Genomic DNA, 15,933 nt, shown 5'->3' with positions numbered 1-15,933 from the left:
GAGCAATTTGAAGCGGAGAAATAGCTTTAGTAGCTAGGCAAAAATTTTGCTATTTAGTTGTTCTAAATGAGAAATTTTTAACGACGCTAATATGGTATTTCCCCCTTCAAATTGATTGGAGACTTAGTGCAATTGGTATTATATATCGGCTTAGGGTTTGAGGATTGAGTGTGATGCTGGGGCGACGTTTTCTTGGTTCGTTCTTTTTCGTCGTTTCAAAAGAATGAACGAGAAGCGCATGGATGCGCTTTGATATTGAACATGGAGGTTTATGTTGCTAACGGCTGGTAGCTCGAAATGTATCGTAAAGTCAGCTCGTCCTCCTGACCGATTTCGGCGCCCATCCATGGGCTACGACTACCTTTTCTTTGTTTGCCCAAAGAAAAGGTAGCAAAAGAAAGGGCACTCCCAACATCACACCGACTCCTCAAGTAAATCGCCAATATGAACGTCACCGCGGTGTAAGGGCCATCCTTGGCCCTGTCACCGCTTTTCACGCATCCATGCGTTGAAATGACTCATTGGCAATTTACTTTCGGGTGTGATGAGGGAGGAAAACCGTGCTGGTAGTTTTTTTGGTGCTTGCAGGCAAATTTGCTGCTTTGAGAGAAAAACTAGAACTCACAGTCAATACTAATCCCCCTCCATCACACCCGAAAAGCATAAGCCGATTGCACTATATCGGCTTAGGGTTTGAGGATTGAGTGTGATGCTGGGGCGATGTTTTCTTGGTTCGCTCGATCGCGTCGTGTAAAAAGAATGAACGAGAAGCGCATGGATGCGCTTTGATAGCAGCCAAGGAGGGTATGTTTGATTATGGCTGCTTTGTAAAATCAAGTAGTTAACCTGCTTAATTGCTCAGGCTAGCGGCCTCTGTATGCGTAAAAAATATAATTGCTTATTAAGGCAAATTTAGGTGTAATGAATACATAATAAGCGCTGAGCAATGCAGGGAAAGCTTACATAATACTAGCTAAACTGATTACACTAGCTAGGAAAGTGAGAGCCTCCAAAAAGCCTATTTTTTCTAAGTAAGCTATAGCATAAATAACACCAACTCTGACACATCGAGCGGGTAGCGGCTCAGTCCAACAAGCGGTTATGCAACACAAACTGCGTGTTGCATAAATACTAAAGTGTTAATAAGTCTAAATCTAGCATGGAGTGCTAATGTCAGAATCATGTGGTTGCGGCGAGAAGGCCGAAATTAGTGCAACAGTTAAATTTCATTGTAAAACTTGTGCAAGTGTTATTGAAAAATTCACGGTGAAAAAGCCACTAAAAGCTGCAGGTATAGCGGCGATACTTGCTTATGGCGGTAGTCAATTTATAGATTACGCAATAACTGATAACCGTTATCCTCTAAATGTCGAATACGCCGTTTTAGAAGCGTGCTCCAGTTCATATAAGGAACCGCTATCTTACAGAAGTTATGGTTCCAAGAAGAAGTTATGTCTTTGTGCTTTTGAGGATACGATGAACGAAATTTCATATATTAGATACAAAGTTGATGAAGAAGGTTTTTTGAAAGCTTTTGAAAGGAATGCTGAGCAATGTAAGTAGCTTGGTCAAGCCCAAGCTACTTTTGTTTAATCATCCAAGTAATCGTCGTTGTTTGGATTATGGGCATCAGCCCAATCATCCATATCAGCATCGTTATTCGGATTATTGATATCTGACCAAAGGTCTAGTTCCTCGTCAGACATAGTTGATGTATCTGGCATAGATCCCCCTACTTGCTTTTTGGTGGATTGTTACCGCGACCACCGCCAGAAGGATTGCCAGTTTTACTTGGACCGTTAGGGGGAGGAGTGGAGCCTGATTGGCTTGCTGCAGATTGCGCTCTTGCAGCGAATGAACCTTTAGGGACTACTCCGCCATTTGCTTTTGCAGTTGCCGACTGAATTCGAGCAGCAGCGGCTTCTGACATTGAGTTTTTAGACATAATTTACTCCTATTGAGTTATAAAGAATACTGTCCCCGCTGGGACAGCCAGTTAAAAGTAACAGAGGTATCAGAGACAAATGGGGACAATGGAGCTTCAGGAAGAAATTAAAAGGTTGTTAGGTAAGTTAAAGTGGTCGCAAAAAAGGCTTGGTCGAGAACTTTATTACGCAAAATATGATGACGATGATGTTGTTGAAATAAGCCGTCATGAAGAAAAAGTAAAAAAAGATCTAATAAGAAAAAGCACTAAGACTGAGGTGTTACAATCCTACATGGATATTATTGTCAATCATGATGAATTTCAGAAGCTTGATCTCATGGTTCCTAAATACCAAAAAACTGGTGTGTTAAGTGAACATATGGAAAGTGGTATGAATAATATTTCAAGGCTGGTTGGAGATCTAATTTCTAAGTAAACAACTTATAACAAGGCTATAAAGTAGGATTCGTAACAGCTTGCTCGGTTCTACTTCGTTTCACATTTTAGCAAGTTATTACTCACCGCTTATTGCGGCGTTAGCTTTTCATCGACCATCGACCATCGACCATCGACCAAGGAATCAGGTAATAAATGTTTATAAAAATAGTTAAGACGTTTTTGATCGCACTGTCTTGCATAATCACACTAGGAGTTGTTAACGCTTATATGTTTGTTCCTGACCTACAGCGACATGGCGAGATCGTGGCCTATCGAGGAGGGGGAAGCGCAGTTAACTATGAAAAATTAAAAAAAACTGGCTGTACCGCCCTTTCAATAAAAGCATCAAACATCAATGCTGTTGAGAACACACTAGAAGCTGTAGCTTCTTCCGTTGCAGCCGGAGCGAACGTAATTCATCTAAATGTTCACAGAACTCGTGATGATCAACTGGTTGTTTTTCATGACTGGACGTTAGATTGTGCCACAAACGGGTCTGGGCCGGTACATAAAGCATCATTTGAGCAGTTGAAAAGTATTGATGCAGGATATGGATATACGTTTGATGATGGTGCGACTTTCCCGTTTAGAGGAAAAGGTTTTGGGATTTCTAAGTTAGAGGCGTTTTATAAACGGTATCCAAAGCATGAGTTTTGGTTAAACCTAAAGGATAACGACATACGTTCATTCGAAACTCTATATGAGTATCTATCTGGAAAAAATCTAGCCATATTGTAATTACCTCTTCAAAAGGTATGGAGTGGTTTCGAAACAAGGATTCATCTTTACGGTTAGCAAGTGTTGGTAGTGTAAAGAATTGCGGAATAGATTATCTTTTAGTTGGATGGGCGGGATTAGTTCCTGAGTCCTGTAGGAACACCATTCTTTTTATACCTCCCTCGATGACAAAGTATTTTTGGGGCTATCCTGAACGCCTCGCATCAAGATTGCAGAGCTATGGTTCGGATGTTTATCTTTGGTCCCGACATGAATCGATTACCCAATCCTACGATGACGTTGTCGCATCGGGTATTGGAGTTATCACTAGTGATCTTAATTTTATTCGTGCAACACAAGCTAACAAACGCGTCAATCAGGACGCTCGCTAGCTCGCGCTACGCGAGCGTTATAAATACTTTCAGACACTGTGCGTAAATACATTAGGGGATAAATATCTCAGGTTTAATCGGCGTAAATACTAAAGTCTTAGACTTTTTAACAACAAAGAGGATCACTATGAAAATCAAACAGCATTTCACAAAATTATTATTACTATCGGCATTTTTTAGCTCTGGTATTTATGCAAACGAGAGGACTGTCGAGTTTTCAGTGCCTGGAAATCAGTATTGTGATGCGAATCATGTGACTGAGCTATCACTGGTAGTATCAAATTTAAGCGATGTTGAAACAACAATAAAATTAGATCTATACACAATCAAAGGCACTCCTTTGATACATGGAGGAACAGCTAATAACGGTGTGGAATCTGAGCTTACAACAGGACAGGAGCTGGTATTAAGTGGTCGAGCAACTACAACTTATCACATTCCATTTGGTAAAGGGAATGTTGCATGTTCCTCTAGAATCTACCACGGGAAAATAACAGTATCCAGTCTTAATGGTAGAGTCATTGCTTCAGGCTTTATTTCAGGTAGAAATAAAGAGCTCTTCCGAAGTTCTGCGCCAATTATAATTAACGGCGGCAACGCGTTTTAAAATCGAGCAATCGCATTTATCCAGATTAGCACTTGCTCAAATTAGCATAAAAAAACCAGCGTATTGACGCTGGTTTTTTGGGTTACTTTTTCTTTTTAACCTTGGCGGCTTTCTTTTTCGCCTTGATTTTCACCGGATCTTTTTTCTTCTTCGGTGCTTTTGCTTCTTTATGTTTAGGTTCAAGGCCTTTAATTACACGGCGCTTAAGTTTTTGGTCGGTGTAACGCTCAACCTTACCTAAAATCTCAACATCGTGGGCTTCAACCAAGGAAACCGCGGTCCCTTTTTTACCAGCGCGGCCTGTACGACCGATGCGGTGTACATAAATATCTGCGGTGCGCGGCATATCAAAGTTAAATACGTGGCTGATATCCGCAACGTCGATACCACGGGCTGCAACATCGGTTGCCACTAAGATATTCGTCTTACCACTGTGAAAACTTGCCATCGCAGCCATGCGTTTGTCTTGTGGCATTTCACCACGCAGCCAAGTGGTTTTAATGCCTTTAGCAAATAGCTCACCAACGAGTGTTTCTAGGCGTTCACGCGTTTTTACGAAGATAACCGCTTTGGTTACTTCTTCGTCATCAAGCAGTTGTGCGAGCAAATTGACTTTGTGCTCGTAGTTATCTGCAAGATGAACCCACTGATGGATTTTACCTTTTTCTTTACGTGATGGAGTGGCTTCAAGTAATGCTGGGTCTTGTAATATACGCTCAGCAAACTTCTCAACGCTTTCGCCCTCAAGGGTTGCTGAGAATAAAAAGCATTGGCGACGGTTTACCGCTTCAGAGCAAATACGTAGCATTTCTTTTCGAAAGCCCATGTCTAGCATGCGGTCGGCTTCATCTAGGATCAGTAGCTCAACGTTTTCTGCGTGGAAGTTCTCGGTTTCAAGATATTCCATCAAACGACCTGGGGTTGCGATGAGGATATCATTGTTCTTTTCGAAGATTTCTTTGTGACTACCGTAATTAATACCGCCAGTTACCACGCCTATTTTAAGGTTAACACCTGCGGCAAGGAGTTCACATTGCTCGTGTATTTGATAGGCAAGTTCACGGGTTGGCGTCATGATAAGCACACGGGCAAAGCCTGGCTCTTTGCGAGGGAAATCAAGCAAATACTGAATCGCAGGGATCAAGAATGCAGCGGTTTTACCCGTACCGGTTGGTGCGCTGGCGAGAATATCTCGGCCAATTAGCGCTTCAGGAATAGCCATCTGTTGAATGCTGGTGGGAGTATCGAAACCCATTTTTTTAATCGCACTAATCAGCTTGCTGTCTAAATCAAATTCAGTAAATTGCATATTGCATCACAAATAAAGGACAATAGCGGAATTATACGTTGCTATTGCATTTTCTCAAAGGTATAGGATGTCTCAGTTTGCATTTAAACAGTTTTCGGTGACCCAGCATCATGCGGCAATGAAGGTTTCGACCGATGGTATTTTGCTTGGCGCGTGGGTTCCACTCGCTGAAGCCAAGCGGGTTGTTGATGTCGGAACGGGAACTGGGCTTATCGCATTGATGTGTAAACAGCGAAGTCCAATGAGCACAGTCCATGCGGTTGAGCTTGATAACGATGCGTTAAAAGATGCAGAGTTTAATATCAAGCACAGCCCGTGGCCTGATATTGAGCTGCATCGCTGTGCAATACAAAAGTTTGATAGCGAGCTGCGCTTTGATCTCATGGTATCAAACCCACCTTACTTCAACGCGAGTTTGAAAGGAGAAAATCAAGCGAGAAATAGAGCGAGACACACGGACAGCCTAAGTTTTGATACGTTGCTTGATGCCTTCGAAAAGTTTACGACGGATGCTGGGCAACTTGCGGTAATTTTACCCTATAAAGAGAGTTTGCTCTTTTGTCAGCTTGCCAAAGCGCGAAATTGGTTTCTTGTTTCAAGCTGTGCGATTAAAACTACCCCGAGTAAATCTTACTCTCGCAGATTGCTACTGATAGGCAAACAAAACCTAGCACAACCAAGTCATGAGCAATCGTTGGTGATATACGATGTAGATAACCAATATACGAATGATTTTGTTTCTTTATGTCATGAGTTTTACCTAAAAATGTGATGGATGTTTTTTGCTCGTATCGTGATTTATCTTCTACACTTTAGCTGAGAAATAGTCAGAATCATCGTGTCAAAAGTGCAGTCTGATTTACGTGTACTTAGCTGGTTTAATTCGCTTGTGTAGGTGTTCATGAAAAAAGCCGAGATCCCAAATAACGAAGAAAATCGTCTCAAAGCGCTGCGCGAATATAAGGTATTGGATACTGCTGCAGAAGCAAATCTTGATGAAATTACGCAGTTGGTGTCAGAGATCTGTGAAACGCCTATCGCGCTTATTAGCTTGATAGACACAAATCGCCAATGGTTTAAGTCCAAAGTGGGGCTAGATGTGGATGAAACCCATCGAGATATCTCCTTTTGTTCTCATGCTATTTTGCAAGAAGATGTATTTGAGGTGCAAGACGCCATAGAAGATGAGCGCTTTTTTGACAATCCACTGGTTACTGGCGGTCCGAAAATCCGTCATTATTCCGGTGCACCGCTGATTAGCTCTGGCGGTTATAAGGTAGGCACTATTTGTGCTATCAGTGATAAGCCCAAAAAACTTACTGATTTGCAAAGGAAAACACTTGTCACCTTGGGTCGTCAGGTAATTCGGCAACTTGAACTGCGCAGAGAAGTAAACGTACTTAAGCTGCTCAATGATTCCAAAGACAATTTCTTATCTGATATCAGCCATGAATTACACACTCAACTTAATGCCATCATTGGCTTTAATGATGTGGTACTCAACTCAGCTGAAGCTGAAGGGTTTTCTGAATCTACGACAAGCTACCTGCAAAATATAGAAACGGGGGGGAGTAAACTGCTTACTGTCATTGATTCCGTATTAGAGCTTGAGCTTATTGAAGGTGAAAAAGTTCAGTTTGAACCCATTCTTTGTTCATTATCCGATCTACTCAAGCAGTCAGTTGCTCGTTTTGCTACTGAGGCAAAACAACACGATATTACGATTACGCACTCTATTGCTGGCGTCTATAAAGGTGAGGCTTTGATGCTCGATAAGGATAAAGTGTCGCGCGTTATAGAGACTTTACTCGACACTGCAATTCAGAGCAGCGAGGCTGGGCAAGAGGTGGTGCTCAGAGCATATGTCATTGGTAATGAAATACAGTTTATTGTAAAAGACAGTGGTAAAGGCCTTTCGGCGCTTGAGCAAAGTAATCTATTTGACCGCTTTAGCATGTTTGAGGGCAGAGGAAACTTAGGGGTTGGATTAAGCCTATGTGTGACTAAAGCACTTATTGATATTATGGGGGGGCGGATCAGCGTTTCCAGCCAAGAGGGTGAAGGGACTGAGGTGGTGTTTATTATTCCGTGCAAAAGCGAAAGTGGAGTCAAAGTCGCTTCGCCACCAAAAACAGAGCATATCGCCATTTTCTATCATCAGATTGGTGTGATAGAAGACAACCCGCTTAATCAGCTACTGATCACTGCGATACTCGACAAACTTAGTTGTAGCTATGATATTTTCGAATCTGCTGAAGCCTATTTTGAAGTGGCAAAAGAAAAACACTTTGACATCATTTTTATGGATGTGAATCTTCCGGGTATGAGTGGTACAGAGGCCGCACATTTAATCAAACAAGAAAATTCAAGGTTACCGATTTTGGCGATAACCGCTGATATTTTCTTAACTCAAGCTCAAAATGAAGTTTTCGATAATGTGATCCATAAACCGTATAAGCTATCACAAATTGAGGCCGCATTGAGCCAGTTTTACAGCTGATAGTAGGATTGGGCGTTACCACTTTGGGTTAGTGCTAACGCCTACCGCGCTAAACATCTAATTCGGCGTATTCCGTCATGATTTGCTCTATCCAAGTTGCGATACGCTCGTCGCTTTTGTCGTATTGACTGTCCTCATCTAGTGCTAGGCCAACAAACTGATTTTTATCTTCGGTAAGTGCTTTTGACGCTTCAAATTCATAGTCGTCTGAATTTGGCCAGTAACCTAAAAAAGTGACGCCTTGAGGGGCAATTTTTTCATGTAGCATACCTAGTGCATCTTGAAACCATTCACCATAACCTTGTTGGTCACCCATGCCGAATAGTGCTATCACTTTGTTGCTCAGATCAACGCTGTCGATATCGTCCCAGTGAGACTCCCAGTCTTCTTGAAGTTCGCCGAAGTCCCATGTTGAGATACCAAAAATGAGGAAGTCAAACTGCTCAGCTTGTTTTAGCGGCTCGTCCTTAATATTAAATAAGGTAATTGTGTCTTTGCCGATGATTTCTTGAATCTTTTCTGCGGCCATTTCTGTGTAACATGTTGTCGAGCCGTAAAATAACCCAATTTGCATTGTATTTATCACTTTCAATTTGACTGGTATTATAGGTGGCAAGTCTACATCATGACGTTAATAATTAATACAGGTACTCTGTGAGCGAACACCAAGCAACTACCCATACACTGTCCGATCTGCAATATATAGAAGCCTTTTTAGATGCGCTATTTTTGGAGCAAGGGCTCAGTGAAAATACCATTGCAGCCTATCGCAGTGACCTTGAAAAGTTTCTCTTATTTATAAAAGCAGAAACCTCGGTGTCTTCTTTACTGGCAATCACAAGTCAGGACGTCGAGGCTTATTTGGCACACAGAATAGACAAGGGCTTAAAAGCAAAGAGTAACGCGCGAGCCATCAGTGCATTAAAGAGATTTTATTTATATTGGTTGCGAGAAAAACAAATCGCGCAGTCTCCACTGGATACTATTGCGCAACCCAAAACAACCCCGTCGCTGCCAAAAACCTTGTCAGAGCAAGAAGTTGAGGCCTTGTTAAATGCTCCTGATTGTGACGACCCTATGGGGTTGAGAGATAAAGCAATGCTCGAACTCTTGTATGCCACGGGGTTGCGCGTGACCGAGTTAGTCGGGCTAAGAATGGAGCAAGTCAACATGAGACAAGCTGTTGTACTTGTGCGGGGTAAGGGAGGCAAAGAACGCTTAGTGCCTATGGGTGAAGAAGCATTGCATTGGATTGAACAATTTCTCAAAAAAGGGCGGGGCTTAATGATCAAGCATGCTACCGATTTTGTCTTTCCATCTAAGCGCGGTATAGGTATGACGCGACAAACTTTTTGGCATCGCATAAAACACTATGCTATTTTGGCAGACGTTAAGTCGCCGTTATCGCCACATACGCTACGTCATGCTTTTGCAACACATTTATTGAATCATGGCGCTGACTTGCGAGTTGTGCAAATGATGCTTGGCCATAGCGACTTGTCGACGACTCAAATTTATACACATGTTGCCAGTGAACGTTTAAAAACATTGCACCAGCAGCATCACCCAAGAGCTTAATTTTTGTTGCTTGGGAATTATTTATGGTTACTCCGGTCTTAGTGAGTAGCACAAAGGGGCGCGTGAACCCCTCAAATAACAGGTTTAGAGAGAACATAATGAAAAAACTAATAGTTGCCGCTTCACTGGCATTGAGCTTTGGCGCTTTCGCTGAGCAAGTTGAGGGTCCTGTCGCACCAACAGCACAAGTAGACCCAATTACGACGCAATTTAGCGGATTAGGTATAACGGTTAAGCAAATCAAAGATAGTCCGCTTGCTGGCTTAAAAACAGTGATCACAGATAAAGGGGTACTGTATTCAAGTGCTGATGGTAAATACCTAATTCAGGGCACTATGATTGATCTTGATAACCGCCGTAATATCACCGAAGACGCGTTGAGTGATGTGCGCCAAAAAGGTATTGCTGAATACGAAGACTCAATGATCGTCTACAAAGCGGAAAATGAAAAGCATCAAATCACGGTATTCACAGACATTACTTGTGGCTACTGCCGCAAACTTCACCGTGAACTAGAAGATTACTTGGCCGCTGGTATTACCGTGAAATACCTAGCTTTCCCACGTGGTGGTTTGCGTGGTTCAGGCTATGAAGATTTAAAAAATGTATGGTGTGCAAAAGATGCCGCTGCTGCACTTACTGAGGCGAAAGCTGGTGGTGAAGTGAAACCAGTTGAAAACTGCCAAGCGCCAGTAGCCGAGCACTATCAACTAGGGCAAAGCTTTGGCATTTCAGGAACACCAGCGATCATACTTGAAGATGGTTCAATGATCCCAGGTTATCAACCTGCAGCAGCTATCGCACAAATGCTAGATGCAAATAGCCCTAAGTCATAATGACTCACGCTTAGCGATGGAGTTCGCGTTGAGAACTCGATAAGATAGCAAGATAAAGAATATAAAAGGCCATTTTGGCCTTTTTTGTTTTGTGAAAAAGTATGCATACAGAAATTAAACCAAGAGAGCGGGTTGATGACAGCCATTTACCGGCTTCACTACATCCCGTGATCAAACAGCTTTATGCTGCCAGAGGGGTTAAATCGGTCGTTGAACTCGATAATAGCGCCGCAACCTTACACGATTTTAAATTATTTAAAGACATCGAGCTTGCAAGCCAAATTCTGGCTGAAGCACTTTCTTTGCAACAACAAGTGTTGATTGTTGGTGACTTTGACGCCGATGGCGCAACGAGCACCGCCGTGTTAATGGAGGGGTTGCCTCAGTTTGGTTTTCAGCGGGTGGATTACCTCGTGCCAGATAGATTTAGCTTGGGGTACGGCCTAAGTCCAGCATTGGCCGAGCAAATCGTTGCCATAAAACCTGATTTGGTGATCACCGTAGATAACGGTATTTCCTGTATTCGCGGTGTCGAAATCGTGAAGCAAGCGGGTATTAAAGTGATTGTTACTGATCACCATTTACAAGGTGATGAGTTGCCGGTTGCCGATGCGATTGTTAATCCAAATCGTCTTGACTGCGATTTCCCGTCTAAGTCTATCGCGGGCGTTGGGGTTGCCTTTTATCTGCTGATAGCACTAAGGCATTACTTAAGAGCGCAAAACTATTTTGTGGAGCGAAATATCGCGATGCCAAATTTGGCGGCATTATTAGATATTGTCGCCCTAGGCACCGTGGCTGACGTTGTGGCTTTGGATGCGAATAACCGCACTTTGGTATATCAAGGGCTCGCCCGGATCCGCAGTGGTCAAACGCGACCGGGGATCCAAGCGCTTATCGAGGTTTCTAACCGTAATAATGCTAGATTAAGTGCCAGTGATTTTGGCTTTGCGTTAGCACCAAGACTCAATGCCGCGGGGCGTCTTGACGATATGAGTTTAGGTATTGCTTGCTTGTTATCGAAAGACATTAATCAAGCCCGCCGTATTGCGTCTGAGCTCGATAGTCTAAATATAGAACGACGCGAGATTGAGCAAAGTATGCAGCAAGAGGCGCAAGCGGTATTAGAGCGTTTGGTACTTAAAAGCCAAGAAGTACCAGATGCCTTGTGTTTGTATCAAGATGATTGGCATCAAGGTGTGATAGGTATTCTAGCGGGACGCTTAAAAGAAAAATATCACCGCCCGTGTATTATTTTTGCACAAGGCGACAACGGCGAGATCAAGGGCTCATGTCGTTCTATTGAAGGTCTACACATGCGTGACCTGCTGGAGTCAATCAATACCCAGCACCCAGAATTAATTGTAAAATTCGGTGGTCATGCGATGGCAGCAGGATTGACCATTTTAGAGTCTGAATTTGCGCGGTTTAAACAGGTATTTGAACAAAACGTCAGTGCGACGCTGAGCGAAGAAGCAAAGCAAAGCATTCTGTTGACGGACGGTGAGCTGCCGGGCGATTGCTTTACCATGGATTTTGCTTTTGAACTACAGCAGGCAGGTCCGTGGGGGCAGCAATTTAGTGAGCCGGTATTTCAGGATGTATTTGAGTTGGTGCAGCAACGTATTGTTGGCGACAAACATCTAAAACTTGTGCTTAAGCATCGTTCAGGCCGATTGGTTGATGCGATAGCATTTAACGTTGACGTTCGGGCTTGGCCAAATCTCCAGGCAACTCATGCTTTGTTTGCCTATCAATTAGATATTAATGAGTTTCGTGGTAAATATAATTTGCAGCTTATTGTGCGTGAACTTCAGGCGCAATCGAATTAATAGAGATGTGCGTACTGAGTTTGTTAAAAAACTCCCAAAATTCTCACTTTAAGGGATGCTAAGCGCGGTTATTATTTGATACTATTGGTCGCTTAAATCTATGGTCTGACCCGTTGTCAGACCTGTTTGTGTGAATTCACAAACCGACAAATTTAGTTCTGGAGTAATGGTAAATGTTTGAAGTGAATCCTGTGATTAACCAAATCAAGGAAATTCGCGAACGTACAGAGCTTCTTAGGGGGTATCTTTGACTACGCTCTAAAGCAAGAGCGTTTAGAAGAAGTTAATGCCGAATTAGAAGATCCTGCTGTATGGAACGAGCCGGAAAGAGCCCAAGCACTGGGCAAAGAAAAATCGAATTTAGAAGTGATTGTTGAAACCATCGATAATCTCGTGTCTGGTGCCGATGATGCAGAAGGTTTGGTTGAGCTTGCCGTAGAAGCCGAAGATGAAGAAACCTTCACTGAAGCAGAGCAAGAGGTCAACGGCCTTGTTGAGCAGCTGGAAAAACTAGAGTTTCGTCGTATGTTCTCGGGCGAGCAAGATGCCAACGATGCGTACATCGACTTACAGTCAGGCTCTGGCGGTACTGAAGCTCAAGACTGGTGTAACATGTTGCTGCGTATGTACTTGCGCTGGGCTGAGGCGAAAGGTTTTAAAGCCGAAATCGTTGAAGCGACCGATGGTGATGTTGCTGGTATTAAGGGCGCAACAGTTAAAGTCACGGGCGAATATGCTTACGGTTGGCTTCGTACAGAAACGGGCGTACACCGCTTAGTACGTAAGAGTCCTTTTGATTCAGGCGGTCGTCGTCATACTTCGTTCGCTTCTGTATTTGTTTACCCAGAAATTGACGACAATATCGAAATCGATATTAATCCTGCAGATCTTCGTATCGATGTATATCGTGCATCGGGCGCGGGTGGTCAGCACGTTAACCGTACAGAGTCAGCGGTACGTATTACGCACTTACCAACCAATACCGTAGTGCAGTGTCAGAATGATCGTTCGCAGCACAAGAACAAAGATCAAGCGATGAAGCAGTTAAAGGCGAAATTGTTTGAACTTGAACTGCAAAAGCAAAACGCTGAAAAGCAAGCTCAAGAAGATGCAAAATCTGACATCGGCTGGGGCAGCCAAATCCGTTCATACGTGCTAGATGATTCACGTATTAAAGATTTGCGTACAGGTATTGAAAATCGCAATACCCAAGCCGTACTAGACGGCGATTTAGACAAATTTATCGAAGCAAGCCTGAAATCAGGCCTTTAATCCACAAGCTAAACTAAGAGCTAAACAATGACAGATCACAATCAAGACGAAAATAAACTTATTGCTGAGCGTCGTGGCAAGCTAGATGCGATCCGGGAAAATTGCCCTGCGAATGGCCACCCGAACTCATTCCGCCGCGAAGACTACACACAAGATCTACAAGCTAAGTTTGGTGATAAATCGAAGGAAGAGCTAGTAGAACTTGATCATCATGTTTCTGTTGCGGGTCGTCTGCTTGCGAAACGTGGTCCTTTCTTAGTGTTGCAAGACATGAAAGGTCGTATTCAGGCTTATGCTTCAAAAGACGTACAAAAAGACCTAAAAGAGAAGTATGGTCAATTAGATATCGGCGATATCGTTGGTGTTAAAGGTCCGCTTCATAAATCAGGTAAAGGCGATTTATACGTCGACATGGTTGAGTATGAACTACTGACTAAGTCGCTACGTCCACTACCTGAAAAGTTCCACGGTCTGACTGACCAAGAAGCAAAGTACCGTCAGCGTTATGTTGATTTGATCACTAACATGGACACGCGCGAAACATTCCGTATTCGTTCAAAAGTGATTGAAGGTATTCGCCGTTTCTTAGCTGAACGAGACTTTATGGAAGTCGAAACGCCGATGCTACAGGTTATTCCAGGTGGCGCGTCTGCACGTCCATTTGTAACGCATCACAACGCGCTAGATATTGATATGTATTTACGTATCGCGCCTGAGCTATATCTTAAGCGTCTAGTGGTTGGTGGTTTTGATCGTGTGTTCGAAATCAACCGTAACTTCCGTAACGAAGGTTTATCTACGCGTCATAATCCAGAGTTCACTATGATTGAGTTCTATCAAGCATACGCGGATTACAATGATTTGATGAACTTGACTGAAGACATGTTACGCACCGTGGCACAAGACGTGTTAGGCACTACTACAGTTGTTAATACTGTGAAAAATGCTGAAGGCGAAGTGACAGAGACGATTGAGTATGACTTTGGCAGTGCGTTCCAGCGTTTGTCTATGGCTGATGCTATTTTACAATACGGCCCAGATGCTGAAGCACAAGCTGAAATCTTCAAAGATCCAGAAAACCACTTTGAAGCACTAAAAGCATACGCTAAGAAAGTTCACGTTAAGATCCCTGAAAACTGTGTATGGGGCCCAGGTAAGTTCCTATGTGAAATCTTCGAAGAAGTTGCTGAGCACAGACTTATCCAACCGACATTCATCACTGAATATCCTTGGGAAGTGTCTCCGCTTGCGCGTCGTAACGATGAAAATCCATTTATCACAGACCGCTTCGAGTTCTTCGTGGGTGGCCGTGAGCTTGCAAATGGTTTCTCTGAGCTTAATGACGCTGAAGACCAAGCTGCGCGCTTTGCTCGCCAAGTGGAAGAAAAAGATGCGGGTGATGATGAAGCAATGCACTACGATGCGGATTATATTCGTGCGCTAGAGCATGGTTTACCACCAACAGCAGGTGAGGGGATTGGTATCGATCGCCTTGTGATGTTATTCACAGACTCACCGACTATTAAAGACGTTATCTTATTCCCACACATGCGTCCTGAAGTACAAGCTGAACAGTAAGTATTTTCACGTAATCTGAAAGTACATCTAGAAAAGCGCCTAATGGCGCTTTTCTGTTATTTGCGTAAGATAAATCTCACAGTATTTTTAAATACTTAGTTTTATTATGTAGTTATTGCCAACTCCTATTCATAATAAAAGTTGTTTCTCATTTGAAACTAGATTATCCCAATTTCCTAACTAGTCTTTTTCAAGTTCTAATGTTGCGTTAAAAATAACAAATAGGGAATCCAATAAGATGAGCAATAATGAGTTTGAAAATGTTGATGAGCACGAGCAAGCGAGAATTTTATACTATCGGGCTTGTATTGCTGAGTTTCAGCAGCTTGGTTATCAAGAAGCATTTTTGGACGAAGTTTTGCGTCAACAACGTGCATTAAGAAATACCTACAGCGATCCTAACCCCCTACAAAATGAGTAAAAATTGGCGTTAGTGCCGAGTAACTAAGCAGACTGCACAATCTATCACCATTCAGTGCTTTTTTACAAGAAAAGTATTTGACATATTTTTTCTAACCTATATTATACGCCCCACAAGACGGAGAGGTGGCCGAGTGGCCGAAGGCGCTCCCCTGCTAAGGGAGTATAGGGTTTGTAGCCCTATCGAGGGTTCGAATCCCTCCCTCTCCGCCATTTTTAATGGTTGTCTTGTACGGACGCATAGCTCAGCTGGATAGAGTACCTGGCTACGAACCAGGCGGTCGGAGGTTCGAATCCTCCTGCGTCCGCCACTTTTCCTTAAGTGGTTAAATAATAAAGGTAGGAAACAGGAAGCTGGAGGTTCACCTTCAAAAAACACGTCCTGCGTCTGCCACTTTTCTTTTAGTGGTTAAAAATAAAGAAGTTGGAAAACTATACATTCGTAACGGACGCATAGCTCAGCTGGATAGAGTACCTGGCTACGAACCAGGCGGTCGGAGGTTCGAATCCTCCTGCGTCCGCCACTT

At 43.1% G+C, this 15,933-nt stretch carries 16 protein-coding genes and 3 tRNA genes; 15 read left to right on the top strand and 4 right to left on the bottom strand.

Annotated elements, in window-relative coordinates:
• The first annotated feature begins 1,170 nt into the window (after positions 1 to 1,170).
• On the top strand, positions 1,171 to 1,563 hold the full coding sequence (locus tag NO992_RS21370) for a hypothetical protein (RefSeq protein WP_371380377.1): 393 nt from the start codon (positions 1,171 to 1,173) through the stop codon (positions 1,561 to 1,563).
• A gap of 26 nt (positions 1,564 to 1,589) precedes the next feature.
• Here NO992_RS21370 and NO992_RS21365 read toward each other — a convergent pair whose 3' ends face one another.
• Positions 1,590 to 1,724, bottom strand: coding sequence for a hypothetical protein (locus NO992_RS21365; protein WP_256260991.1), 135 nt, complete (start codon positions 1,722 to 1,724; stop codon positions 1,590 to 1,592).
• A gap of 8 nt (positions 1,725 to 1,732) precedes the next feature.
• Complete coding sequence (locus tag NO992_RS21360; protein WP_371380375.1) at positions 1,733 to 1,945, bottom strand: hypothetical protein; 213 nt, start codon at positions 1,943 to 1,945, stop codon at positions 1,733 to 1,735.
• 88 nt (positions 1,946 to 2,033) lie between these two features.
• Here NO992_RS21360 and NO992_RS21355 point away from each other — a divergent pair, with 88 nt between their 5' ends.
• The 3 genes from NO992_RS21355 to NO992_RS21345 all read left to right on the top strand — a co-directional run bounded on the left by NO992_RS21355 (position 2,034) and on the right by NO992_RS21345 (position 4,081).
• Entirely contained in the window at positions 2,034 to 2,363 is a 330-nt protein-coding gene (locus tag NO992_RS21355) for a hypothetical protein (RefSeq protein WP_371380373.1), read from the top strand.
• 155 nt (positions 2,364 to 2,518) lie between these two features.
• On the top strand, positions 2,519 to 3,103 hold the full coding sequence (locus NO992_RS21350; protein WP_371380371.1) for a glycerophosphodiester phosphodiesterase family protein: 585 nt from the start codon (positions 2,519 to 2,521) through the stop codon (positions 3,101 to 3,103).
• A 498-nt stretch (positions 3,104 to 3,601) separates the two neighbouring features.
• The gene (locus NO992_RS21345; RefSeq protein WP_099030193.1) at positions 3,602 to 4,081 is read left to right on the top strand and encodes a hypothetical protein; all 480 of its coding nucleotides are present in this window, start codon (positions 3,602 to 3,604) and stop codon (positions 4,079 to 4,081) included.
• An 82-nt stretch (positions 4,082 to 4,163) separates the two neighbouring features.
• On the opposite strand, the gene srmB is transcribed toward NO992_RS21345, so the two are convergent.
• Positions 4,164 to 5,390, bottom strand: coding sequence for an ATP-dependent RNA helicase SrmB (gene srmB, locus NO992_RS21340; RefSeq protein WP_010606189.1), 1,227 nt, complete (start codon positions 5,388 to 5,390; stop codon positions 4,164 to 4,166).
• A gap of 67 nt (positions 5,391 to 5,457) precedes the next feature.
• On the opposite strand from srmB, the gene NO992_RS21335 reads away from it, so the two are divergent.
• Together NO992_RS21335 and NO992_RS21330 are read left to right on the top strand one after the other, a co-directional pair.
• Positions 5,458 to 6,162: a tRNA1(Val) (adenine(37)-N6)-methyltransferase gene (locus NO992_RS21335; RefSeq protein WP_371380369.1), complete on the top strand. Its 705-nt coding sequence runs from the start codon at positions 5,458 to 5,460 to the stop codon at positions 6,160 to 6,162.
• A gap of 129 nt (positions 6,163 to 6,291) precedes the next feature.
• A complete protein-coding gene (locus NO992_RS21330; protein WP_371380367.1) occupies positions 6,292 to 7,890 on the top strand; it encodes a response regulator in 1,599 nt (532 codons plus the stop codon).
• Between the two features lie 49 nt (positions 7,891 to 7,939).
• Here NO992_RS21330 and fldB read toward each other — a convergent pair whose 3' ends face one another.
• Positions 7,940 to 8,464, bottom strand: a complete 525-nt coding sequence (gene fldB / locus NO992_RS21325; protein WP_088529990.1) for a flavodoxin FldB — start codon at positions 8,462 to 8,464, stop codon at positions 7,940 to 7,942.
• Positions 8,465 to 8,544: 80 nt separating this feature from the next.
• On the opposite strand from fldB, the gene xerD reads away from it, so the two are divergent.
• The 9 genes from xerD to NO992_RS21280 all read left to right on the top strand — a co-directional run bounded on the left by xerD (position 8,545) and on the right by NO992_RS21280 (position 15,930).
• On the top strand, positions 8,545 to 9,468 hold the full coding sequence (gene xerD, locus NO992_RS21320; RefSeq protein ID WP_017216320.1) for a site-specific tyrosine recombinase XerD: 924 nt from the start codon (positions 8,545 to 8,547) through the stop codon (positions 9,466 to 9,468).
• Between the two features lie 98 nt (positions 9,469 to 9,566).
• Positions 9,567 to 10,304 carry a bifunctional protein-disulfide isomerase/oxidoreductase DsbC gene (gene dsbC, locus NO992_RS21315; protein WP_010375978.1) on the top strand — a complete coding sequence of 246 codons (738 nt, stop codon included), beginning with the start codon at positions 9,567 to 9,569 and terminating at the stop codon, positions 10,302 to 10,304.
• Between the two features lie 101 nt (positions 10,305 to 10,405).
• Entirely contained in the window at positions 10,406 to 12,136 is a 1,731-nt protein-coding gene (recJ, locus tag NO992_RS21310) for a single-stranded-DNA-specific exonuclease RecJ (RefSeq protein WP_371380364.1), read from the top strand.
• 173 nt (positions 12,137 to 12,309) lie between these two features.
• Positions 12,310 to 13,408, top strand: a protein-coding gene (gene prfB, locus NO992_RS21305; protein WP_099030198.1) for a peptide chain release factor 2 whose coding sequence is annotated in 2 segments (ribosomal slippage) — positions 12,310 to 12,384 and positions 12,386 to 13,408 — 1,098 coding nt in all. Because the reading frame shifts where the segments join, the coding sequence is not laid out codon by codon here.
• A 27-nt stretch (positions 13,409 to 13,435) separates the two neighbouring features.
• Positions 13,436 to 14,986: a lysine--tRNA ligase gene (gene lysS / locus NO992_RS21300; protein WP_010375973.1), complete on the top strand. Its 1,551-nt coding sequence runs from the start codon at positions 13,436 to 13,438 to the stop codon at positions 14,984 to 14,986.
• A gap of 238 nt (positions 14,987 to 15,224) precedes the next feature.
• The gene (locus NO992_RS21295) at positions 15,225 to 15,407 is read left to right on the top strand and encodes a hypothetical protein (RefSeq protein WP_010375970.1); all 183 of its coding nucleotides are present in this window, start codon (positions 15,225 to 15,227) and stop codon (positions 15,405 to 15,407) included.
• A 119-nt stretch (positions 15,408 to 15,526) separates the two neighbouring features.
• Positions 15,527 to 15,619: transfer RNA gene (locus tag NO992_RS21290), tRNA-Ser, on the top strand.
• A 21-nt stretch (positions 15,620 to 15,640) separates the two neighbouring features.
• Positions 15,641 to 15,717: transfer RNA gene (locus tag NO992_RS21285), tRNA-Arg, on the top strand.
• 136 nt (positions 15,718 to 15,853) lie between these two features.
• Positions 15,854 to 15,930: transfer RNA gene (locus NO992_RS21280), tRNA-Arg, on the top strand.
• Positions 15,931 to 15,933: the final 3 nt, after the last annotated feature.

It is taken from the genome of Pseudoalteromonas sp. DY56-GL79, assembly GCF_041414765.1.
Lineage (GTDB): Bacteria > Pseudomonadota > Gammaproteobacteria > Enterobacterales > Alteromonadaceae > Pseudoalteromonas > Pseudoalteromonas piscicida.
The sequence above is the reverse complement of the archived record's forward strand: the minus strand, read 5'-3'. Positions and strand labels throughout refer to the sequence as shown.

Bases quoted from the DNA above. Each gene is read 5' to 3' on its own strand.
- NO992_RS21330 (WP_371380367.1), top strand. From the start codon at position 6,292: ATGAAAAAAGCCGAGATCCCAAATAACGAAGAAAATCGTCTCAAAGCG.
- dsbC (WP_010375978.1), top strand. From the start codon at position 9,567: ATGAAAAAACTAATAGTTGCCGCTTCACTGGCATTGAGCTTTGGCGCT.
- NO992_RS21295 (WP_010375970.1), top strand. From the start codon at position 15,225: ATGAGCAATAATGAGTTTGAAAATGTTGATGAGCACGAGCAAGCGAGA.
- NO992_RS21335 (WP_371380369.1), top strand. From the start codon at position 5,458: ATGTCTCAGTTTGCATTTAAACAGTTTTCGGTGACCCAGCATCATGCG.
- NO992_RS21360 (WP_371380375.1), bottom strand. From the start codon at position 1,945: ATGTCTAAAAACTCAATGTCAGAAGCCGCTGCTGCTCGAATTCAGTCG.
- NO992_RS21345 (WP_099030193.1), top strand. From the start codon at position 3,602: ATGAAAATCAAACAGCATTTCACAAAATTATTATTACTATCGGCATTT.
- srmB (WP_010606189.1), bottom strand. From the start codon at position 5,390: ATGCAATTTACTGAATTTGATTTAGACAGCAAGCTGATTAGTGCGATT.
- NO992_RS21350 (WP_371380371.1), top strand. From the start codon at position 2,519: ATGTTTATAAAAATAGTTAAGACGTTTTTGATCGCACTGTCTTGCATA.
- NO992_RS21365 (WP_256260991.1), bottom strand. From the start codon at position 1,724: ATGCCAGATACATCAACTATGTCTGACGAGGAACTAGACCTTTGGTCA.
- fldB (WP_088529990.1), bottom strand. From the start codon at position 8,464: ATGCAAATTGGGTTATTTTACGGCTCGACAACATGTTACACAGAAATG.
- NO992_RS21355 (WP_371380373.1), top strand. From the start codon at position 2,034: ATGGAGCTTCAGGAAGAAATTAAAAGGTTGTTAGGTAAGTTAAAGTGG.
- lysS (WP_010375973.1), top strand. From the start codon at position 13,436: ATGACAGATCACAATCAAGACGAAAATAAACTTATTGCTGAGCGTCGT.
- NO992_RS21370 (WP_371380377.1), top strand. From the start codon at position 1,171: ATGTCAGAATCATGTGGTTGCGGCGAGAAGGCCGAAATTAGTGCAACA.
- recJ (WP_371380364.1), top strand. From the start codon at position 10,406: ATGCATACAGAAATTAAACCAAGAGAGCGGGTTGATGACAGCCATTTA.